At 41.6% G+C, this 23,306-nt stretch carries 21 protein-coding genes; 2 read left to right on the top strand and 19 right to left on the bottom strand.

Annotation, left to right across the window (positions count from 1 at the left end; all coding sequences use genetic code 11):
• Positions 1-19 precede the first annotated feature (19 nt).
• From EQG49_RS08535 to EQG49_RS08490, 10 genes are all read right to left on the bottom strand, one after another.
• On the bottom strand, positions 20-1,009 hold the full coding sequence (locus EQG49_RS08535; RefSeq protein WP_133363594.1) for an ABC transporter ATP-binding protein: 990 nt from the start codon (positions 1,007-1,009) through the stop codon (positions 20-22).
• A gap of 874 nt (positions 1,010-1,883) precedes the next feature.
• Complete coding sequence (locus EQG49_RS08530; RefSeq protein WP_133363593.1) at positions 1,884-2,537, bottom strand: amino acid ABC transporter permease; 654 nt, start codon at positions 2,535-2,537, stop codon at positions 1,884-1,886.
• Between the two features lie 16 nt (positions 2,538-2,553).
• Positions 2,554-3,189 (bottom strand): amino acid ABC transporter permease, encoded by a 636-nt coding sequence (locus EQG49_RS08525; protein WP_133363592.1) that lies wholly within the window; start codon positions 3,187-3,189, stop codon positions 2,554-2,556.
• The gene (locus tag EQG49_RS08520) at positions 3,182-4,021 is read right to left on the bottom strand and encodes a glutamate ABC transporter substrate-binding protein (RefSeq protein ID WP_133363591.1); all 840 of its coding nucleotides are present in this window, start codon (positions 4,019-4,021) and stop codon (positions 3,182-3,184) included. The genes EQG49_RS08525 and EQG49_RS08520 overlap by 8 nt, the downstream gene beginning before the upstream one ends.
• Positions 4,022-4,072: 51 nt before the next feature.
• Complete coding sequence (locus tag EQG49_RS08515; RefSeq protein WP_133363590.1) at positions 4,073-4,810, bottom strand: amino acid ABC transporter ATP-binding protein; 738 nt, start codon at positions 4,808-4,810, stop codon at positions 4,073-4,075.
• Between the two features lie 274 nt (positions 4,811-5,084).
• Entirely contained in the window at positions 5,085-5,891 is an 807-nt protein-coding gene (locus EQG49_RS08510) for a DUF6681 family protein (RefSeq protein ID WP_133363589.1), read from the bottom strand.
• A 12-nt stretch (positions 5,892-5,903) separates the two neighbouring features.
• Entirely contained in the window at positions 5,904-6,350 is a 447-nt protein-coding gene (locus tag EQG49_RS08505; RefSeq protein ID WP_133363588.1) for a hypothetical protein, read from the bottom strand.
• A 183-nt stretch (positions 6,351-6,533) separates the two neighbouring features.
• Complete coding sequence (locus EQG49_RS08500) at positions 6,534-7,100, bottom strand: AAA family ATPase (protein WP_133363587.1); 567 nt, start codon at positions 7,098-7,100, stop codon at positions 6,534-6,536.
• Positions 7,101-7,209: 109 nt separating this feature from the next.
• Positions 7,210-8,319, bottom strand: coding sequence for an alanine racemase (gene alr / locus EQG49_RS08495; protein ID WP_133363586.1), 1,110 nt, complete (start codon positions 8,317-8,319; stop codon positions 7,210-7,212).
• 597 nt (positions 8,320-8,916) lie between these two features.
• A complete protein-coding gene (locus EQG49_RS08490) occupies positions 8,917-10,323 on the bottom strand; it encodes an APC family permease (RefSeq protein ID WP_133363585.1) in 1,407 nt (468 codons plus the stop codon).
• A 457-nt stretch (positions 10,324-10,780) separates the two neighbouring features.
• Here EQG49_RS08490 and EQG49_RS08485 point away from each other — a divergent pair, with 457 nt between their 5' ends.
• Positions 10,781-13,192: a Xaa-Pro dipeptidyl-peptidase gene (locus EQG49_RS08485; RefSeq protein ID WP_133363584.1), complete on the top strand. Its 2,412-nt coding sequence runs from the start codon at positions 10,781-10,783 to the stop codon at positions 13,190-13,192.
• Between the two features lie 228 nt (positions 13,193-13,420).
• Here the strand turns inward: EQG49_RS08485 and EQG49_RS08480 are convergent, their stop codons facing one another.
• The 3 genes from EQG49_RS08480 to EQG49_RS08470 form a co-directional block, all read right to left on the bottom strand.
• On the bottom strand, positions 13,421-13,984 hold the full coding sequence (locus EQG49_RS08480; protein ID WP_165964844.1) for a biotin transporter BioY: 564 nt from the start codon (positions 13,982-13,984) through the stop codon (positions 13,421-13,423).
• On the bottom strand, positions 13,977-14,939 hold the full coding sequence (locus EQG49_RS08475) for a biotin--[acetyl-CoA-carboxylase] ligase (protein WP_133363582.1): 963 nt from the start codon (positions 14,937-14,939) through the stop codon (positions 13,977-13,979). The genes EQG49_RS08480 and EQG49_RS08475 overlap by 8 nt, the downstream gene beginning before the upstream one ends.
• An 81-nt stretch (positions 14,940-15,020) precedes the next feature.
• A complete protein-coding gene (locus EQG49_RS08470; protein WP_133363581.1) occupies positions 15,021-15,923 on the bottom strand; it encodes a proline iminopeptidase-family hydrolase in 903 nt (300 codons plus the stop codon).
• 130 nt (positions 15,924-16,053) lie between these two features.
• On the opposite strand from EQG49_RS08470, the gene EQG49_RS08465 reads away from it, so the two are divergent.
• Positions 16,054-16,476, top strand: a complete 423-nt coding sequence (locus EQG49_RS08465) for a DUF805 domain-containing protein (protein ID WP_133363580.1) — start codon at positions 16,054-16,056, stop codon at positions 16,474-16,476.
• An 85-nt stretch (positions 16,477-16,561) separates the two neighbouring features.
• Here the strand turns inward: EQG49_RS08465 and EQG49_RS08460 are convergent, their stop codons facing one another.
• The 6 genes from EQG49_RS08460 to cshA form a co-directional block, all read right to left on the bottom strand.
• Complete coding sequence (locus tag EQG49_RS08460; protein ID WP_133363579.1) at positions 16,562-17,335, bottom strand: hypothetical protein; 774 nt, start codon at positions 17,333-17,335, stop codon at positions 16,562-16,564.
• A gap of 367 nt (positions 17,336-17,702) precedes the next feature.
• Positions 17,703-18,575: a helix-turn-helix domain-containing protein gene (locus EQG49_RS08455; RefSeq protein WP_133363578.1), complete on the bottom strand. Its 873-nt coding sequence runs from the start codon at positions 18,573-18,575 to the stop codon at positions 17,703-17,705.
• A gap of 299 nt (positions 18,576-18,874) precedes the next feature.
• Complete coding sequence (locus tag EQG49_RS08450) at positions 18,875-19,306, bottom strand: type II toxin-antitoxin system PemK/MazF family toxin (protein WP_133363577.1); 432 nt, start codon at positions 19,304-19,306, stop codon at positions 18,875-18,877.
• Between the two features lie 3 nt (positions 19,307-19,309).
• Positions 19,310-20,434, bottom strand: coding sequence for an alanine racemase (gene alr / locus EQG49_RS08445; RefSeq protein ID WP_133363576.1), 1,125 nt, complete (start codon positions 20,432-20,434; stop codon positions 19,310-19,312).
• Between the two features lie 61 nt (positions 20,435-20,495).
• Positions 20,496-20,852, bottom strand: coding sequence for a holo-ACP synthase (acpS, locus tag EQG49_RS08440; protein WP_133363575.1), 357 nt, complete (start codon positions 20,850-20,852; stop codon positions 20,496-20,498).
• Positions 20,853-21,671: 819 nt separating this feature from the next.
• On the bottom strand, positions 21,672-23,267 hold the full coding sequence (cshA, locus tag EQG49_RS08435; protein ID WP_133363574.1) for a degradosome RNA helicase CshA: 1,596 nt from the start codon (positions 23,265-23,267) through the stop codon (positions 21,672-21,674).
• Positions 23,268-23,306 lie beyond the last annotated feature (39 nt).

The raw sequence follows: 23,306 nt of genomic DNA, 5'->3' as shown, positions 1-23,306 counted from the left end.
TTGTTTCTCCTCTACCCTACTAAATTTCGTCTTTAAACTTAAATTGCTTCCAGCTTTCACCACGTACAAGGTGATTAGGTTCAACTTCAACTAATTCTGGATGACCTGGTTGCACTGGTACCCATGGAATCCGGGGTGCGAACAAGTCAGTTGTCCGATCCATCTTCGTCAATGGTGGCACTGAACCTTCAATAACGTATAACTCGTCATTTTCAGATTCAAGTGTTGGCATCGCACGAAGCAATGAACGGGTGTATGGGTGCTTAGCATTGTTAAAGATAATGTCCACTGGACCTTGTTCAACAATTTCACCGGCATACATAACGGCCACTGTATCAGCAACTTCAGCCACAACACCTAAATCGTGGGTAATCAAAATAATCCCAGCGTGGTTTTCTTTTTGGATGTCTTTCAACAAGTCCAAAATTTGCGCTTGGATTGTAACATCCAAGGCGGTCGTTGGTTCATCGGCGATAATCAATTCTGGTTTGTTAGCAATTGCAATCGCAATGATAATCCGTTGACGCATCCCACCAGAAAGTTGGTGTGGGAATTGACGCGCAACACGATCTGGATGTGGAATCCCAACTTGCTCAATCAATTCATGCACACGTGCTTCTTTTTCCGTTTCAGTCATATCAGTGTGCACATCAAGGTTTTCCTTAATTTGGTCACCAATACGCATCAATGGATTCAAAGCAGCCAGCGGATCTTGGAAAATCATACCGATTTCTGAACCACGAATATCGTTAAATTCATCTTCTGATAATTCTAAGATTTCTTTACCGTCAAAATTAATTTCACCGGTAATCTTAGTTGCGTTCATATTGTGTAAGCCAATGACAGTCGTTGCCAAAGTAGACTTACCTGAACCTGACTCACCAACAATGGCAAGCACTTCGTCACGGTGTAATTCAAGGCTCACATTATCAATGGCCGTGTAGTAGTCACCGTTGATTTTGAAAGCCGTTGAGACACCGTTGATTGATAATAAAGTTTCTTCATTCATAGTTTTATATCTCACACTTCGTTTTCAATTAAAATCCTATTAAAAATACAATATCATTAGTTTACTAAAAAAATTCTCATAATAAAAGGGTAAATGTGAACATTACATATTTTCTTCAATATTTATCACAGTTACAGCCACTATGTTCATTAAAGTTTTCTTATTTACCTCCACAATAACTTCTAAGAATATTCAAATTTATATGGCTCATTTTGCAAATTGCCACTTCGTACCACAGAATCCACTTGGCGCACCATGATGGAAGCCAAGTGGATTCCTTAGGCACTTCGTTAGTTAGCACAATCAATGATATTCAATTAACGCCACACTATCGATATACTCTATGGTTTCGTTACTATGGTACGCAATGACAGTTATCGGCGCTATTTATTCTAGCGCGGGATTCTCATTTCTGTATTTTTGTTTAAGAATGCTCACGCCCCACGGAAAACACCTTAGGCCCTAGTTTTGAGCACATCGCCAACTCAGGGATACCAAATTTGATTGAATCTACACCCTACGACTGTTTTTGCTAGTTTGAGCATTATTACTAGCTAGCGCAGTGGCTGGAAATTGCTTGGCGGGCGTAGCCTTTACACCGCGACTGGGGGAATATGTGTGAAACACATATTTCCGCTGAGGATAAGATGAGGACTCTTAGGAATTTATTCCTTAGAGTCCCAGCTTGTCCGAACCTCACAAGACCGTATTTTGGCTTGTGAGGTTGCTTCCAGCGCAGTGCGCCAAGTAATTTCCAGACACGAAGTGATCAAGTTTATTCAATCCCACATTAGACGGAATAGCGCCCACTTATCATACACCCTGAATCAAGGTATGGAAAAAGGCAACCGAACGTGTTCGGCTGCCTTTTGTATTATTTAAGCTTTTTATCAAACCAACGACCAACTAATGACAATGCATAGTTCACAATGAAGTACATAATCGCCACGGCGATAAACATTGGAATAATGTAGTTATTATTTTGACCGTAAATGATTTGCGCGTGATACATCAATTCTGGCAAGACAATGATCGTTGCCAATGAAGTATCCTTAATCAATGAAATAAATTGACTCACCAATGGTGGAATCATCTTTTTGTAAGCTTGTGGCAAAATGATGTGCCACATTGCTTGACTACGAGTCATCCCGTTAGCAAGTGCACCTTCAGTTTGACCTAATGGTACACCGACAATCCCGGCCCGCACGATTTCAGCAATCATCATTGATTCAAAAATCGTTAAGGCACTAACAGCAGAAGTCATAATACTCATGTGAATCCCAAAGTTAGGTAGACCGAAGTACGTAAAGAAGATGATTAAAAGCAATGGCAAGTTCCGAATCACGTCAATGATAAAACCTACGACTTTTGACACAACGGGAATATTGTTATAACGGATAACCCCAAAAATCGAGCCAATCACGAAACTTAAAATAACCGCGATGATTGAAACTTCAATTGTGACCCACAAACCTTTAAGTAAGTAACTGATATTAACCCAAGAGTAGGCATCAATAAGATTTTGCATTTTATTTTACCCCTCCCTAGGCCAATTTCTTTTCTAAGTGACGCATATAGTAACTAAGTGGCATTGTGATAATCAAGTAGAACACCGCTACGATAATATATGTGGAAACAGTATTAAAAGTTGTTGAAGCAATTTCATTCCCTTGGTACATTAAATCACCACCAGCAACGAACGCTAAGATTGATGAATTTTTAACCAAGTTAATAAATTGGTTACCCAATGGTGGAATCACTAACTTGAACGCTTGGGGCAACACAATGTTCTTCATTGCTTGCCAGAAAGTCATCCCATTGGCACGGGCACCTTCCATTTGTCCTGGATCCACGCCTAAAATACCAGCGCGCACTGTTTCAGCAATGAAAGCTGACGTATAAAGCGTCAACCCAATTGTCCCAGCGGCAAAACCAGAAATTTTAAAGGCATTGGCAACTACCACGAAGAAAAACATCGTGATTACCAACAGTGGAATATTCCGGAACACTTCAATGTAAACCCGCGCAACGGCATGTGCCACTTTGTTTGGGAAAACTTCCATGATTGCAAATCCTGATCCGAGAAGTAATGAGAAGAACAATGCCAATACACTTGAAAGCAATGTCCAACCAAATCCAGAAAGGAATTGTGATGCGTGACTTGAAAAAATACTAATCATTTAACAAAGACCTCCAATCGAAACCAGGTACATTCCCAAACCATTTTTCAATTAATTTGTTGTAAGTACCATCGGCGTGAATTTCATCGATTGCTTTGTTAATGGCATTTTTCAAGTCGCCTTGGCCCTTATCCATTGCAATCCCATAGGGTTCTTTGGTGAAAGTTCCACCAACAACCCGCGTGCTAGGGTTATCTTCTGACATCCCATAAAGAATCCCATTATCAGTTGTCAAAGCATCACCTTGACCAGACTTCAAAGCCGTTAAAGCTTGGGCGTAATCTTGCAATTGCAAGACCCGTGCCTTGGGAGCAAATTTCTTAACGTTCAGAACTGAGTTTGAACCCACCGTTCCAAGCACAGTTGCGCCCTTGTGGTTCAAATCGCGAATGTTCTTAATTTTGCTGCTTTTCATTACTAATAATGATTGACCGGCATTAAAGTATGGTTTTGAAAAATCGACAACTTCTTCCCGTTCAGGTGTAATTGTCATCGTTGCAATGATTCCTTCAATATTCCCGTTCTTCAACAATGGAATCCGGGTTTGTGAAGTTACTTGAATAAATGTAGCTTTAGCCTTTGGGTCAATTCGCTTGGTGATGGCCTTAGCCATATCAATATCGAATCCCTCAACGTTACCAGTCTTGATGTTCATCAAACCAAATAGTTTCGTATCTGCTTTGACACCCCAAATCATTTCTTTTTCGTTTTTAATCCGTGTTAATTGATTTGCTTTTGAGACCGCAGCTTCTGTTCCGCAACCAGCAACGACTACCATTAAGGCAGCAACTGCAGCAAACAAGGCTACGATTTTGATTAATCGTTTCGTCATTCCCTAATCCTTAGTCCTTTCTCTTCATCCCACTAAATAATTCTCTAACAATTAGTGGTTAAGCACTTGGCTTAAGAATTGTTGCGCACGTGGTTCACGAGGTGCACCAAAGAAGTCAGCTGTCTTATCATCTTCAAGAATTTGACCATCTGCCATAAAAATAACTCGGTCAGCCACTTGCTTGGCAAAGCCCATTTCGTGAGTCACAACTAAAGTAGTCATACTTGAATCCTTGGCGATGTCCTTCATGACACTCAAAACGTCCCCAATCATTTCTGGATCCAAAGCAGAAGTTGGTTCGTCAAACAACAATGCCTTTGGCTTCATTGCTAATGAACGCGCGATCGCAACACGTTGCTTTTGTCCACCTGATAATTGCTTAGGTAAGTTACCACCCTTATCAGCTAAACCAACTTGGTCTAACAATTCAAGTGCAATCCGCTTGTTTTCAGCTTCATCACGGTGCAACACCAAGCGAGGTGCCAACATGATGTTTTCCAAAGTTGTTTTGTTTTCGTACAAGTTAAAATGTTGGAAAACCATTCCAACGTTTTTACGAATCTTGTTCATGTCAGTCTTCTTGTCAGCTAAATCGTAACCATTAACTAACAATTGGCCAGCTTGGACTGGTTCCAAACCGTTGATAGTCCGGATTAACGTTGATTTACCAGAACCTGAAGGTCCGATTAAAACAACTGTTTCACCATCATCAATTTCTAAATTGATATTTTTCAATGCGTGAAAATCACCATAGTACTTTTCAACGTTCTTAAATTCGATCATTGACATGTTACATTTCCTCCAGCATATCTTTTCGTGACAGGTTGCCACGAGACTATGTTTATTAAATATTTTATAAAACTCTCTAACTACACCGCCACAACCGCATTACTTAAGATTATGTTGGCACAGTTCACATCTACAGCGACGCAAAAACCATGTCGCCAATAAGCGCTATTCTATAGTTTACCTTGCGATTGCGCATTCGTCAAAGAGGAATTAAACCACCGGAACTAAATAACCGGCTGGCGTTTCTCAAACTAATCTTAACCATAAACCCTACCTATTGTTTTTTAGGTGCGTATGCTACTTCGACTTTCAAAGTGTATGGATAGTCACGTTCAAAAAAACTACTCCGGGCCAAAGTTTTCCCTGGTCCACCTTGTAATACAACCGAAGCAAGGAATAAATCAAATTGAGCCAAGGCGGTTTTCGTGTCTGCCAAGCCAATTCGAATAATTTCACCTAAGCGAACTGCCTGCATTTCATTCACACCACCATACACAATTAAATGCGTACCTTCAGTAGTTAAATGGAAATATGGTATCGCTGCCCCTGGGTGGTTAGCATAAATCGGCTGATTCCCGTTTAGCGATAAACTCGCCCTTAAGTCGTCATCGCTCATGCCTTGGTAATCTGTTGTGATTAAGCCCATTGCCGCCATGTCATTAGCTAACTGGTTGAGGCTATTTTCCTCATCCGGATTGCTTTGCATTGCCGTTGGTAAGACTTGTTTTTGTTCATACAAGCCATGTGCTGGTACAATAACCGCTGCTCGTGCCTGTTTCTGTACTTCTGGATTTTGTGGTCCACCCATGATTTTTTCAATTTTAGGTGAAATGTCCAGTTTGGCGTCTTTTTGCGTAAAGTAATACATGAAGTTCAAATAAATCACGTACATCAGCGCTACAAATGCCAGCAGTAGACCAAATCCACGTAACCAACGGTGTGCGGTCAGAAAGCTTATCGCAATGTAAAAGATATACCACACACCACCAAAGCCAAGCACTGTATACAAGCGCCCTTTGAATTTAGTATTAACATTAAACAGCCCAAAATAATGGTTAACCATATCTAAAATTGTCAGCATTGTAGTTACCCCCTATTGATTACTTTCTGATGGATCGGTTTGGTTTTGCGCCTTCGTACCATCATCTGGTACTTCAACCGCCGACGAACTTGACTCAACAACTTTACTACTTGATACGGCTGGTTGACTACTTGATTGCGTAGGCTTCGTACTACTTGATGATTTTTCAACTTCAGACTCACGACTAGATTCTTTAGCTGAACTGCTACTGCTACTGCTTGATTTTTTATCAACGCTACTACTTGATGAACTCGAGCTGTCCGAACTTGAACTACTGCTATCTTCGCTCGAACTTGATTTGTCTTTTACACTCGATTTAGGCACCGAGGAAACTTGCTGAATTGGGTGTCCTTGGTTCGTATGAGAAACTTGATTAACTACCACATTAGCCGCACTGAGCGTCAAAATAATTGAGACAACCGCAACCGGTGTCATAAAAGGTGGTGTCCGATATGCCATAATTTTTCTCTCCCCTAAAAATCCTTTTAATGTTCTATTAGTTTTATTTGTTAATACATCGTTGCGTTGCTAGTAAGTCACTTAGTGTACCACGTTAACGAAACTATTTTTTATTCATTATAAACTGACGATATACCAAAAAAATACCCCATGCAATCATGGAGTACCAACTTTACTATTTAATTAACCATTTTGCGAGCTAACTTGCTTGACTAATTCATCAATTTTACGTTTAGTCGCCGTCAAATCATCATTGACGATTACATGCGCTACCCCAACTAAATCTGCTGGTAACACTAAATCGCGGACATAATCAGCACTCGCAAGTCGCTTAGCTATTCGCGCTTGTTCGTCACCGCGTTGTACTAGGCGCTCATTTAATACGGCGTGATTGCTAACTGTGAGATAAATAATCACCGCCTCATCCCCCAATACTTGGGCGTAAGTTGTTGCACCTTTTGTATCCAAAACGATGGAAACAAATGGATTTTTCGCGAATGCCCGTTCCACCCCTTCACGTGATGAACCATAGCGGTTACCCGAATATTCAACAGCTTCCAAGTAATGATTCTTTTCAAATGATGCCGGCGTTTCAAAATAATAATCGCGATTATCAACTTCACCATCGCGGGGTGCCCGTGTCGTGTGTGTGATGACTTGGGGCATTTGATACTGATTGTGTAAATACTGGGCAATCGTTGTTTTACCCGTTCCAGCAGTTCCAGTGATGACAAATACTTTCTGATTCATGTTTTAGTGATTTCCTTTAGTGTATTCTCAGTTGTTGGCTAATAAACGTAGCTAAACTGTGCTTTCTGATTTTAACAAATCCATTAATATTTTTAGGTGCCCCGCCACATTAATTTACTAACCGACGCGTAATCCGGTCAGTGAAACCGGTCGTAATATCCCATGGGTCTAACCCAGTTTTTGCAGTCCATTCTTCAATCGTAATTGCTTGGGTGCCATCGTGTCCCAAGAAAATAACTGGTGTGCCAACCGCAAATTCATGTGGCAAACTAATCATTAATTGATCCATCGCAATGTCACCCACAATCGTGGCTTGTTCACCACCAACTAAGACGCGCATGCCCGTCAATTGTTTGGGTAACCCATCAGCATAGCCAATTGGTACCGTGCCAATCCATTCACCTGGTTGCGTAAAATAATGGTGTCCGTAGCTCACACCGTCGACCGCAGTGTGTTGCTTCACGTTCATTAGTTGAGAACGTAAAGCCAGCACTGGTTGTAAATCCAGCTTCGGTTGCAAGTCCCCCATTGAAGGATCCCAACCATACATCAACGCACCAATCCGCGCCGTTTGCATCGTTATTTCGTCGTGATGATACAAGGCTGCACCTGAATTAGCAACATGTACGTATTTCGGGAATGCTAGGCCAGCAGTAAGCTTATTCCATCGTTGTAATTGCATCGCAAAGTACGCAAAATCTGGTGAATCAGCCGTCGAGAAATGCGTGTGCAAACTCGTCCACTCAAATTGCGCTGAATTTTTTTCAATAAACTCAATAGCGGCGTCTAATTCATGCCGATCATCAAATCCAATTCGCCCCATTCCAGTATCTAAACCCAGTGAAACTTGCAACGCCGTTTCATGCAAATATGTTTGTGCGCTATTCAGCCAAGCTAGTGTCCCCACTGTTGCCATAATCTGATTATCGGCCATTATTTGGGCATACTTAGGTTCCACCAACGCCAATACTAAAATGGGGAGTTCAGGCTCAACTTGCCGCACAACTAAGGCTTCATCGAGGGTTGCCACTGAAAAACCATCAACATGCGCTTGGCGTAGCCCATTTACCATTGGCACTAATCCATGCCCATACGCATTCGCCTTAACAACCGCCCAAAAATTCTGTACGTGTGTGGCGGTGCGAATTGTCTCAATATTATCTTTAATTGCACTCAATGACAGCTCAATGACTGTTGGGCGCATAACTGATTCAACCATTTGCTTATCCCTCGACTCGTTATTATTACTTTCAAATATAGCACGCCGCAACACGCCATTCCACGTTTTAATTGCCGTGATTTGTTGGCAATACTGATGATATCAATGCTTAGACAGCAAAAACACATCAATTCCGTGAAAAAAAGCGTAACATTTTGCACCGCTATAAAAAAACACCCTCAAAAAGCGCGGGTGTTTTAATTCTATATTATTTTAGTGTGAGATTGTCGTTTCTGCACTTTTCAATCATCGAATTACTGAGATTCTATTGGTCCTGTTTTTTTAATCTATTGCTGGTAACTATTTTCGCTAGTTTGAGAATTATTCCTAACTAACGGAGTGCCGGTAAATTACTTGGTGGGCGGAGCCTTTACACCGTGACTGGGGTGATATGTGTGCAACACATGTCGCCGCTGAGGATGAGATGAGGAGTCTTAGGAATTTATTCCTTAGACTCCCAGCTTGTCCGAGTTGTTCAAGACCGCACTTTGGCTTGAACATGTGCTTTCAGCGTGGTGCGCCAAGTAATTTGCTGGCACGCAGTGGCCAATTTTATTCAATCCCATGCCAGATGAAATAAGGTGTTTTAATTCTAGATTATTTATCATTTAATTTTGAATGCTTAATCCCATAAGTTAAGTACAAGACTAAACCTAAAACAAACCAAATTGCTGATGTAATCAACGTATCTATCCGTAATTGCGTCATCAAGAATAATGAAAATGCAGCTGACAAAATTGGTAACACCGGATAACCCGGCATACGATAACCATCATGATTCATATCCGTACGGCGGCGCAATGGAATTACCCCAACTGAGACGAACATGAAGGCTAACAACGTTCCCATGTTAACCAATTCCGTCAACCGATCCAACGGTACTAATCCACCTAACACGGCAATAATAATTGTCACTAATTTCAGTGCGTTCTTTGGTTGTGAAGAGTGCATATCAATCTTACCAAGCTTTTTTGGTAAGAGGCCATCGCGCCCAATCGAGTAAACCAAACGTGAACCAGAATAAATCATGGTCACCATCATCGTGAACATACCCGCCAAAGCCCCGATTGTAACTACTAATGACGCCCAGTTTTGGCCAACTGATGCTAATGCAAACGCCACTGGATCACCAACATTGAGTTCTTGGTACGGTACCATTCCCGTTAATACTAGGCTAACTAGTGCGTAAAGCACAGCGGCAATCACTAGTGTGCCAATAATTCCGATAGGCATGTCGCGCTTAGGATTTTTAACTTCTGCTGCCGAGGTTGATACCGCATCGAAACCTAAGAAAGCAAAGAACACCATTGATGCTCCAGCCAAGACCCCTTGAATACCGAATGCGCCATTTAACCGTTTAGGAATAAATGGATGGAGGTTACTTGATTTAATGAAGAAGAAACCAACTACAATGAATAAAATAATAATCGCAATTTTAACTAACACCATGACGTTTTGAATCTTCTTTGACTCATTCAAACCATATGACAGCATCCATGAAATCAGTAAAACAATGATAACTGCGACTAGGTTAATATACGTGCCTTTTGCGGGGTCAAACGGTCCCGAAATTGCCGTTGGCAGCTTCATAATTGGATTAATTAGGTGAGCAAAGTATGCCGACCACCCAGTCGAAACAGCCGCTACGGCCAATAAATACTCAAGAATCAACGCCCAGCCAAGTACCCAGCCGACCACTTCACCAAAAATCACATTCCCGTATGAATAGGCTGAACCCGCAATTGGCATTGCTGAAGATAATTCAGCATACGCCATTGCGGCCATCCCACAAATAATCGCGGCAATAATGAAACTGAAGACAATTCCTGGTCCAGCTGTTGTGGCGGCTACGGTACCTGGTAGAATAAAAATACCAGTCCCAATAACAGCCCCAACGCCTAATCCAATTAAATCTTTGGCAGTTAACGTTTTTGCTAACAATTTATCATCACGCATATAATTACTTAATGATTCTTTTTTGAACATTCGTTGCAGTAAGTTCATATAAGCTACCTCGCTCTTTCTTTTCGATGCTAACAAAGCTAAAACAAAAAACACATCACTACGCTTAGCTACTGTAAGCGCGGTGATGTGTCGAAATTTCGTCATTATAACGCAAATCAACTGACCATCGGACGCTTACATAGCTAATCCATCTGGCCAACTGAAACAACTCTTGGCATCCGGATTAGACCGTAAAGTACCAAAAGGAAAAGTTGTTTGTCGTTGTGATTTGCGTGTTTTTCATATATTTTGTCCTCAATTAGGTTGATTGCTTAATTCTAAATGGTTTCTCATCAAAATACAATGAATAATTTACGCTTTTTCTTAGAAGACCAAGCTAGTTACGCCAATGCTGATTTCGTTCACTCACTATTTATTGGCAAATAAAACGAAAACCCATTTTCTAACCAGACGTTAATGTATAATAGTTGTTAAATCAATAAACTCGAGGTGACCTATGAAAAACAATCAATTTGCATTACTCCCCGTCGATTCAGAGCAAGCACAAGCTGAATTACGGCTGATTAAATTCATCGACGAAGATGTCGACGCACTCAAAACTGTTCCCGCAGTATACCAAGCCTTACTCTTTAAAGCATTTCCAGAAAGTGAAGCGCCAGCAACATTAACGCAAAAGCTTGCCGGCATTCTTGCGACCCCTACTCAAGATTTAGCGGCTTGGCTCACTGATGCCAAAGTCGTTACCGCAGAAGTGTTTTATCGGGTTGCCTTACAATTATTGGAATTTTTACCAGTCCATGATTTTTCAATCGACGATCCTTTTGAAGCAATGGATCGGATGCAATTACCCACGGTGACTGAAGCTGAATTTGACCGTGAAACACTCTTCCATGCTTGGTATTTACTACTCAACACACACACTAAGAATGGTAAAAGTTTCATCGATCGCTTAGCAACACGGGGCTACTTTGCACCGTTTATCTATGAACTTGATACACCACGCCCATTGTTCTTCAATGGGAAGGCGCAACCAGTCTATGATACCAACGCAATTACGCGTGAAGTTGTCTACGTTGAAACGGATTTTGATAGCGACCACGATGGTCAACGTGATCTTCTCAAAGTTGAAGTCTTGCGCCCTGTTGAATCAACCGAACAACAAGTACCGGTGCTCTACACTTCATCGCCTTACAACCAAGGTACAAATGATGAAGACGGTGAAAAATTAACTCATAACGTTGATGTTCCACTGGCACGTAAAGAACCTAAGCCACTTGATTACGTAGCAATTGCGCACCAAGATGACTTTGGGACTGTCCCTGCCGCTCGTGTCGTGGCCGATGAAACTGAATGGGCCACTGAAAGCTTCGCCCGCGAACAAAGTTACACATTGAATGACTACTTCCTCGCGCGCGGTTTTGCCGCCGTTTACGCTGCCGGCATTGGCTCACTTGATTCTGATGGCTTGCAAACAACTGGTGACGAGTATGAAGTTGCCGGCGCCAAAGCCATTGTTGAATGGTTACACGGTGATCGAATCGCCTTCACCAATAAAACCGATAACATCGCCATTAAAGCATGGTGGTCAAATGGTAAGGTTGCCATGACTGGGCGTTCATACCTCGGTACCTTAGCGACGGCGGTTGCCACCACTGGGGTTGCTGGTCTTGAAACCATTGTCTCAGAAGCCGCGATTTCAAGTTGGTATGACTACTATCGTTCTAATGGTTTGGTGATTGCACCGGATGGCTTCCCTGGTGAAGATGCTGATGTTTTGGCAGAAGAAACTTTTTCACGGCGTAAGCAACCCGGCGATTTCCTCAAGGTCGCTGATGAATACAATCAGTATTTGACCCAAATGGGCGTTGATCAAGACCGCGACACTGGTAGTTACAACGAATTCTGGGATGCCCGGAATTACTTGAAGAATGTCGATAAAATTAAAGCCGATGTCCTGATGGTCCATGGTCTAAATGACTGGAACGTGAAACCCGAACAAGTTAACAACTTGTGGCATGCGCTTGATCAAGCCAACGTCAGCAAGAAAATCATCCTCCACCAAGGTGAACACATCTACATTAATGCGATGCGTTCAATCGACTACACGGACATGATTAACCTCTGGTTCTCACACAAGTTATACGACTTAGACAACCACGCTGATGAACTTTTACCAAACGTGATTGTCCAAGATAATGTTAAACCCGAAACTTGGACGGCCTATGCGGATTGGGATTCCCGTGAAAACATGCAAAAGTTTAACATTCATGACAGCCAATTAAGTGCAACTTCCGGCAACACTCAACCCAGCCAATTCAATGACCACATCGATGACAACTTGTTCACGAGTTACACGAAGAACGTTGCCAAGTGGGAAAACGACTTGAAGCAAGTTGATTCACCATTAGCCGGCCACCGATTGATTTTCCAGACAAAGCCAACCGAAAATGCCCAAATTATTGACGGGCGCGTCCACATCCACGTGAAAGTTGCGAGTTCAGAAGACTTGGGTCTCTTGAGCTTCCAACTCGTCGATTATGGTGATGCGAAGCGCTTAAAGGTTAGTCCTTCACCACTGCGGGTCAAACTCGATACTGGTTTCCACTGGCGTGAAGATGCCTTGAATGAATTCACCTTAGGCCAAGCAACACCGTTCAAAATGATTAGCAAGGGACACATTAACTTGCAAAACCGGACTAATGCTTGGCAAAGCGATGATTTACAAGCCGAAGAATTTGTCGATGTTGACTTAGAGCTCCAACCAACCTTCTACCACTTACCAGCTGGGCACCAACTTGGTTTAGTCGTTTACGCGACAGACTTTGGTATGACAGTGCGTGGTAACCAAGATATTACGTACTCAGTTGATGAAGCTTGGTCATATATTGAAGTACCTTTTAAAGATTAGTTGGTGCTAGATGCCACTCCGTACCACAGAACCAGACCTACGTGTATCATGAGGAATAACCATAACCAAATAAACAAAAAACTCGTAATGATTGGGTGTAAATCCATTCGTTGCGAGTTTTTTTATTTCATACCTTACTGATTCCAGTTTCAATCTAAATATAGCCAACTTACACAGCAAATAAAAATGGTGAAGGGCTGTTTCTCAAGTCAGCCCTTCACCGTCTTATTATTTTTTCTGTTTAGCGCCAAAAATACCAAAACGTTTAATAATGATTTTGGCGACAATCACGACAATCACAACTTTAATAATTGCTGATGGAATAAACACAATCATTGCTGGCTTAATAACCGCACCGATTGTAAAGCCATTCCAAATGGCGAGCCACACTGTTCCGACAAATAATTGGACAATCGCCGCAATTAAGTTAGCGACGGCCAAATTCCACCATTTGGTTGAGAGCTTCAGCAGATAGCCGACGATAATTGCATAAATGAAGAATCCGAACAAGTAGCCACCATTAGGTCCAAGCAACACTTGTAAGCCGGCATTTCCCCCAGCAAAGACAGGAATCCCAATCGCACCTAGTAATAGATATACCGCGATGGCACTATTCGCAATCCATGGTGTTGCTACAGTGGCAAACAAGCCAAGCGCTAAAGTTTGCCCGGTTAATGGCACCACGCTCAACGGAATTGTAAACTGTGAAAAAATCCCTAATAGTGCCGCAAATTCGGCCGCTAAGATCAGGCCACGTAATTTATTTTGTGATGCTGTTTTTGTGTTATCCATGATATTCCCCATTCAAGATATTGACTTTAGTAATTTCGCCACTCGTGAAGCTTTGTGCGCCGTCTTTTGTGTTTAGAATTAACGCCCCATCATCTGCGATGTCCGTTACGCGCCCGCTAATTTCTGTCCCGTAACGACTTAGGGTAACTTCTTGACCAATCACTAACGAAAGTTCTCGATAGCGTGCCATGAATGTCGCCGTCTGATACGTTGTTACCAACGTTAATAATGCGTTTAATAGCTGTGTCGCTAACTGATTCCGGTCAACATCAGCTAAACCCAACGAGCCCACCTTTTGGCTTAATTCAGTTGGAAATTCAACATTGGTCAAATTCAAGCCAATGCCAATAATCACATGGCTCAAGGTACCGGATTCTAAATCCGCAATTCCCTCAGTCATGATACCAACAACCTTATGCTGATTAACAATGACATCATTGACCCACTTGATTTGTGGTTGCACATGGTACAGTTTTGCCAGTGTATCCGCCACAGCCGTTGCCACGCCCGTTGTTAGTAAGCCACTATTCAAGCGCTCATCGTGCATTGGCAACAATAAACTTAAGTACAACCCATCATCTGCTGGGCTATAATAAGCTCGGCCTTGGCGCCCATACCCAGCAGTCTGCTCGTTAGCGATAATCGCCACCGGTTTTGTTGGTGCCGTCACTGCCAAATTTTTAGCAAATTTATTCGTGGAATCAATTGTGTTAAACACCTGAACCGCGATGTCAGTCTGTAGTCCTTGCTTAATCGTTGTAGCGTTCAATACATTCCCACCACGATAACGATAACCAACCCGGTGTTGGCTTTCAATCTGATAACCGGCGTCCTTCAATTGCTGAATCGTTTTCCAAATTGTATTTCGACTAACCTGTAATTCTGTAGCTAATTCTGCACCAGAAACATAGCCATCCGCATGTAACATCAAATATTGTAAAATCTGTTCTTTCAATTAAGTCACCCCATCAACTTATATTGGTTGACTTAAATCATAATAAAAAAGCAGCTGCATTGCAACTGCTTTTTGTACATATTACATATTTCCGTCTTCAACATCATTGATGAACTGTGCCAAGTTGGCATAGTAGACTTCTGGGTTATCCATCATTGCGTGGTGACCAGCATCCGGCGTAATTGCCAAACGAGCATTTGGAATTTGTTTAGCCATCCGTTCAGCTGTCGCAACTGGCATTGTTTCGTGTCCACCGAATGTTACTAACGTTGGCATGCTGATGTTTTGGATTTGGTCGCGGAGATCAAATTCCTTCAATTTACCAGTCACAACGAATTCGTTATCGCCTTGGAATGGACCGTACACGTCCGTTGCCATCGTTGAAATCAAGTGGTCTGTGACAACTGGTTGCTTGCGATCCACGTATTGGGCGTTCAAAATGTCGACATACTTTTGGTATTGGGCGTCATCCCAGTTACCTTCAGCTTCAATCTTTTTCATGTATGCTACTGCATCGGCATCCAAAGCTTCGTCACGACGCGCGTTGATTGAAACCACATATTCTTCGATGTTATCTGTCATTGATGAAATGATGGCACCCTTCAAGTGGTCACCATACTTCAAGGCGTAAAGTTGAACTAATGCGCCACCCCAGCTTTGACCGATTAAGTAAAAGTTATCAATCCCAAGCTTTTGACGAACTTCTTCAACTTCATCAATGTAGTATTCATAAGTTAAAATGTTTTGGTTTTTAGGATCAGAGAAATCTGGTTGGTCTGAATACCATGAGCCAAGTTGGTCATACATGTGAACTTGAATATCCACATTGCGGGCCGCCAATTGTTTTGCCGTATCTTCCCAGTATTCGTGGTTACCACCAGGTCCACCATGCAAGGCAAGCAAGTGAATATCACCAGTGCCCTGGGTGTTGGTCCATAAATGGTAGCCGTTGTCTAAAGTAATAATGGTCGTCCCAGTCTTCATTAAACTATTTCCTCCTCGATATCGGTTCCTTTAGTCAAAGGTTCCGTGCTGTTCCTTAGAATCTATCACCATTCATTATATCACTTGTGCTAAAATTAGATTAAGAATATACACTAAGGTGAGACATATTATGATTAAAACATACTTTCAATTTTGGACACATTTATTTGACACTAAGCACCGCAGCAGTCGGCGTGATGTTTGGATTCCAACCGTTATCAACGCAATTATTTTAGTTATCGCCCTAATCATCATTGGTAATGCCGGTGGTTTTAAGGGAATGAGTTTTGACACTATCATGTCCGACTATTTCGTTGGTATTTGGCTTCTCTGGGTTGTCCTCTCATGGGGCATTCAAGCACGACGCCTCCACGACTTAGGTTTGGGTTCTGCTTGGCTAATTATCTTGGCCTGGGTTGTTCCATTAATGTGGGTTGTTGACGCAGTTGCTGGTTTCCCTTATGAAAACCAATGGGAATACATCAACGAAAAGCAAAATGCCGAAATCCACGCGAAAACTGAAGATTATAAGCAAAAAAATGGTATTGCCTAAGTACATTTAACGACTAAATAGCAAATAGGAGGCGTTTCACGAAACTTGTGAAACGCCTCCTATTTGTTTATTACAGTACCTATAATTAGTCAGCGGTACTCTTAGTAATATGGAAATATGCCTTACCACCCACGGAATACTTGGCCCACTTCGTCCAGCCAACACTTGTCTTGTGGTCATCACGGTCCAAATCCTTGGTTTTGGTGGTTTTCTTCAAATTTTTAACGGTTAATCGATATTGGTTCTTCTTCATTTTTTTCGTGTTCAAATTCTTGGGAGCTTTTTTGAAGTACAGATAAGTTTTGTTCCCCGACTGTTTTACTTTGGTGATTTTACTTGATTGACTTAGCTTACTAGATTTTGAGTTATAGTATTCCAAATAATTATCAGAAGTTACATACATTGAATCATAAATGTCTTTATAGGTATTGTATTTACCTAAATCTAATTCTAACGCTGTAATCGGTGTTGGCTTTTTCACAAGTTTATACTTACTCTTTTTCAATGGCACGGAGTACCAATCGCCAATCGAGTTTCCATTTTTATCTGTTTTTATTTTGCCATTGCCTAGTTTGTAACTAAGTGCATCAAAATCAAATTGGGCACTAACTTTTCCATTTTTCTTAAAAGTTCCATCCAACTTAAGAACCGTTCCCTTTGGTACATAAAGTTTTTTCTTTTTACCGTTAACCTTGTTATACCACCCAATTTCCGCCTTAGCTACCGTTTTTACATAGCTATTATTCTTAGCGTTGGTAATATACTTGCTGGCTGATGCCGCGTTAACAGTCGTAACCGGAATTGACGCCATTACCATTCCAATTGCTGCTACACCGACTAATATTTTCATTGTTTTCATCGTAAAATTCCCCCTTTAGGATTTGAATTCAATATGGTGACTATTAATATTTTTAAATACAGTGTATCTTAAAATTTATCTTTGAGTACATTGTAGGTACGCGCACGATTTGTACTTTTAGATTTGTCATTAATTACAAAATACACATAATCTCCTATGCGTTAAAAAATGTATTTGCTATGTTTACTACATAATCATCATACCAAGGATTTATCCCCTCATCGTGTAAATTGTCCAATATGATAATAATTTGTGATTATTATCACAAAAATTTCATATCGGATAACTTTCACAGAATCTTCACTTTAATTTGGTATAGAGCCTAAAAAAAAACAGAACCAATTAAGATTCTGGACGACAGTAATATTTACAAATTTTCATTAACTGTGTTAATAAGCTCCTCATAAGCTTTTTCAAATTTTTTGGCCCAACTATATGCTCGAAAATATCGTAACACGCTAATTGCTGCCATCGCCTGCGTTTTTCCTGCTTCAATATTATTTTGCGCAATTTTCAACATGCCACTCAAGAAGTCGAACTTTACTTTTGCTATCGAAACATCCCCGTCAACCATGAGCATCGATAACCGACTTAAAGTCGTGTTTAGGGACAAAATTTGCCGATTTTTCAAAAACAACTCTGCCATATTCAATAGTATGTTGACCAACACATTCTGGTTTTCTTTAATTTTCCAAACATTCTGTGAACGATCAAGGGCAATCTTGCTAAGTAATTCAGCGATTTCCAAGTCAAACCATTTCAGATTATTATTGAATAGTCGCAACTCATAGCGTCCCCAATCATCAATATTCAATAAATATGTTTTGAGCTCATTTATCATTTCTGCATCAACTGTCTCACCGATAGCGTCTTGATAATACAAGTAGGTCGTCAGATAGCGGTGCCGATGGACAATGTCATTAGTTTCAGCAAATTTACTTTGTTCGTTAAGCATCATCGCTTTGAACCGCGATGCATCGTTAGCCAATGTAGCTTCTACTAATTCAGTCTGAAATATCACATACGGTTCTGCTAGTTCGTTCTTCAGCCGATAATCAAACTCATCCCAATTCACACGCAAACGACTCAGTAACTGAAATAAGATTTCAGTGTTTGGAATTGCCTGTTCACGTTCTACTTTAGATAAAAAGCCCACTGAAACGATACCATCTGCGACCTCGCTCAATGTCATCCCTTTATCTTTCCTAAATTGCTTCAATATCTTTCCATAATTACCCATTCCCAGCCCCCAATGTTATCTAAGCATAGGATAGGGTTATTTTAGCCATATTGCAAGTGTTATTTTTCACAAGTTCTGCATCTAGATCAATAATGATTCCATTTTTCCTAGCGTAGGATTGTCATTTCTGTACTTTTCAATCAGTGACTTGCTGAGGTTCTATTGTCAGTTTTTTTCATACTACTACGGCCTGTGGTTGGTAACTGTTTTCTGCTAGTCTGAGTATTATTTATAACTAACGAAGTGGCGGTAAATTACTTGGCGTAACGTTAACCTTCCAGAAATGAAAAAAACGCCAACTAATCGGCGTTTTTTTCAGTATCAATAATTTCAATGTGTTCGGTAGTCGTATTTACTTCGTCATATGTACGATTTGTTGCGACCATTCCTAAACTAATGGCGATAGCAACATCAACCTTCGTCATGATTTCTTGTTCAAGATGTGAAACTTTGTCTTTTAGACGTGATTTGTCAATTGTCCGGAGTTGCTCCAATAAAATCACTGAGTCTTTAGCGACACCCTCTTCACGTGCAGGCAAGCCCACATGTGTTGGTAGCTTTGGCTTTGAAATTTTGGCCGTAATCGCTGCCACAATCACTGTTGGTGAGTGAAAGTTCCCAGTGTTATTTTGAATAATCAACACTGGTCGAGTCCCCCCTTGTTCGGAACCGGTTACTGGTGAAAGATCCGCGTAGAATATATCACCACGTTTGATTTCAATATTTCCCATATACTATTTTACCTCGCGCTTAATTCTAGTTGAAAAATCAGTAACAATTTCATAAGGAATTGTTGCCGCATAATTAGCTAGTTCACTTAATGTCAAACTTTTGTCCCCGTCTTGACCAACAATTGTCACCGTTGTCCCCACTGGCTGATATGCTGATAAACGAATCATCGTTTGGTCCATTGTAACACGCCCAACAATGTCCGCATATTCACCATTGACCAAGACGTGAAATCCTTGCATGCGGCGCAAGAATCCATCGGCATAACCAATTGGCAATGTAGCAATCCATTCCTCATCGGTAGCCGTGTACGTTGCCCCGTAGCTGACTTTATCACCGGCGGCCACTTGCTTAACAAACGCAATCTCAGTCGTCAATGACATGACTGGTTGTAATCGTGATTCCGGCAAAACATCGCCCGACGGATTAAACCCATACATTGCCGCCCCCAAGCGCAGCACATTAGTTGGCACTTCTTTACTACGCCACAATGATGCGGCTGAATTCGCTGCATGCACAAAACGTGGTAATGGTTTAACTGCATTAATTGCCGCTTGCCAGTTACCTAATTGGCTTTCAAAGTAATCTTTATTTTCTTCATCGGCTGTTGCAAAGTGCGTGAACATGCCTTCAAACTCAAACTCCGTTGCATGATTCCGTAAATATTGACTCGCCGTTACCAAGTCAGCTGGTGTCCGGACGCCAATCCGTCCCATTCCAGTATCAACCCCCATGTGAACTCGCAACGGGGTATTAATTCCGGCTCGCGCCAACAGTGGCTGGGCAACTTGTAGCCAATCAAGATCACCAACCGTTAATGAAATCCGATATTTAGCAGCATCTACTGCCCACTCACTTGGTGTAATCCCAAGAACTAAAATCGGTTCATCGGTATAGCCTAACTCCCGCAACTCAATGCCTTCATCCAAAAGCGCCACCGCAAAACCAGTCGCACCGGCAGCTTTTGCCATTTTGGCAATCTCGGCAACACCGTGCCCGTATGCATTTGCTTTAACAACCGCAAAAACATCAATATTTTCATCAAACGGAGCCTTTGACACCGCAATATTATGCGCTAATGCCTGACCATCTAATATAAGCTTAGTTGGCCGATGTACGCCTACAACCATTATCTCCACTTCCTAACGTAACTTTTCATACCGCAAGCGCGTATTATCTTAATTATAATTATTATTTATTTTCTAAAGTCACAACCGTTGCCACCATATCAACTGAATGACTAATCGAAACCAACGCAATCCCATTAAATGGCTGCTGTGTAAAAGTTGGTTTACCTTGTTCGTTATTCAATACTTCCATATCGTGCCACGTTAGCTGCGATCCAATCCCAGTTCCAAAAGCTTTACTATACGCTTCTTTTGCTGAAAAACGCCCCGCCAGAAATTCCCAGGCCCGTTTGCCGTTCAACTTCTCAAACTGATTTTGTTCTTTCACCGTCAAAATTTTACTAACAAAACTCGGCTGGCGTTCAACAACCGCACGGATTTGACTAATTGACTGAATATCATTACCTAACCCGTAAAGCATTGCCACACCACCTCAAAATTTTATTTTTCATTCACGCCGAGCAGTACTCAACTCTCAATTGAACGATCACCTTAATCATCGAGCACTTGAACTATTATACCAAAAACAACCATAAAGAAACTGATAAGAATACCAGTTTGTGAAATTATCATGCGAAACACAAAATTATTGTAGCTATCAAACCACTACAATAATTTTATTTTTTAAGTTAACGCTCCAATAAATGAACAATCTTTGTGAACTCGCAATACTTTTTCATATTTTCAGCATCGATTTGCTGAATACCTACTTCAAACTAACGAAGTGCCTAAGGAGTCTACTTGGCGCGTAGTGACCCCTATGAACACCAAAATCAATTTGTTATATTTATTCTAGCGTAGGATTGTCATTGCCGTACTTTTCAAGTATTAAATTACTGAGGTTCTGTTAATCCACAGTGTCGTTTTTTCTATGCTACAGCAGCCTATAGTTGGTAACAATTTTCCACTAATTTTAGCATTGTTCCTAACTAACGGAGTGCCGGTAAATTGCTTGGCGGGCGTAGCCTTTACACCACGACTGGGGGAATATGTGTGCAAACACATATTTCCGCTGAGGATAAGATGAGGAGTCTTAGGAATTTATTCCTTAGACTCCCAGCTTATCCGAGTTGTTCAAGACCGCACTTTGGCTTGAACATGTGCTTCCAGCGTGGTGCGCCAAGTAATTTACTGGCACATAGTGGCCAATTTTATTCAATCCCACACCAGAGGGAATAGCGTCAATCAATTTATGTAGAAAAAAGAGCTAAGGCAAAATTGCCTTAACTCTTCATTTGGTTTAATCTTTGTTTTCGCTGATAGTGAATGGACGACGTGAAGCGCCACCATTACCACCTTGACGAGATTGTGAACCACGACGGTCGTTTGAACGAGTGCCGTTACCGTAACGCTTTTCACCGTTACGACGTTCGCCATCGCGTGAACCACCACGACGATCGCTATCGCCACCTTCACGACGGCCACGGTAGCCTCCGCCACCGTTACCACGACGGTCGCCACTACCACCGCGGTTACGGCTGTAGCTACGTCCGCCACCACCATTACCACCCTTGTGGCGTGGTAATGGACGTTCTGGTGTGATCTTAACTGGTACTTGTTCTGCGTCTGGCTTAGCAGCAGCAGTCAACAAAGCAGCAGCCAAAGTCTTAGCATCGTACTTAGCAACTAATTCGTCCGCTTGATCAGAGATCATATCAACATTAGTGTTAGTAATGATTGATTCAACGGCTTCAGTAGCAGTCTTAATACGACCAGCTAAGGCTTCTTCCTTTGTTGGTGGCTTCAATGGCAACATACGCTTCTTAGTAAGTTTTTCGATATCGCGCAAGTAATCAATTTCACTTGGTGAAACGAATGTCAATGAAGTACCGTGAGCACCGGCACGACCAGTACGGCCAATACGGTGAACATAGCTTTCTGGATCTTGTGGAATATCGTAGTTGTAAACGTGGGTAACATCCTTGATGTCCAAACCACGCGCAGCAACGTCGGTCGCAACCAAGATGTCAAGTTGACCACCCTTAAAGTCGCGCAAGACCTTCATCCGCATTTGTTGTGACAAGTCACCGTGAATTCCGGCTGCCCGGTATCCACGCATTTCAAGACCCTTAGCCAATTCATCAACTCGGCGCTTAGTACGACCGAAGATAATGGTTAATTGTGGGTTTTGAACGTCAAAGAGACGAGTCATAACGTCAAACTTTTCAAATTCCTTTGACTTAACGTAGTATTGATCAACTAAATCAGTCGTCAATTCTTTTGATTCAACCTTAATGTGGGTTGGTTCGTGCATGAATTGCACACCAATGCGCTTGATAGCTGGTGGCATCGTAGCAGAGAACAACATCGTTTGACGTTCGTCAGGAACAGTCTTCAAAATTGATTCAATATCTTCCAAGAATCCCATGTTGAGCATTTCATCTGCTTCATCCAACACAAGGTTCTTGATACCTTCTAATTTAACTGTTTTACGGTTTAAGTGATCAAGCAAACGACCTGGAGTACCAACCAAAATGTTTGGACGGTTCTTCAAACCATTAATTTGCTTACGGATATCGGCACCACCGTAAACTACTTGAACCTTAACGTGCTTGTCATGACCCAACTTGAACAATTCTTCTTGCGTTTGAATAGCAAGTTCACGAGTTGGTGAGATGATCAAGGCTTGTAAGCCACCATCAGGATCGATGTTTTCCAAGATTGGCAAACCAAAGGCTGCTGTTTTACCAGTACCAGTTTGGGCTTGTCCGATAACGTCTTGACCCTTTAAAGTCAATGGAATCGTTTCTTCTTGGATAGGTGTGGCTTCGACATAACCATGCTTTTCGATGGCTGTTAACAGGTCTTCTGAGAGACCGAGTTCTGAAAATTTCAAAATTTTTCCTCCATTTGCTTGAAGCAAGCGTCGTATATT

The sequence above is a fragment of the Periweissella cryptocerci genome (genome assembly GCF_004358325.1).
Classification (GTDB): Bacteria; Bacillota; Bacilli; order Lactobacillales; family Lactobacillaceae; genus Periweissella; species Periweissella cryptocerci.
The sequence above is the reverse complement of the archived record's forward strand: the minus strand, read 5'-3'. Positions and strand labels throughout refer to the sequence as shown.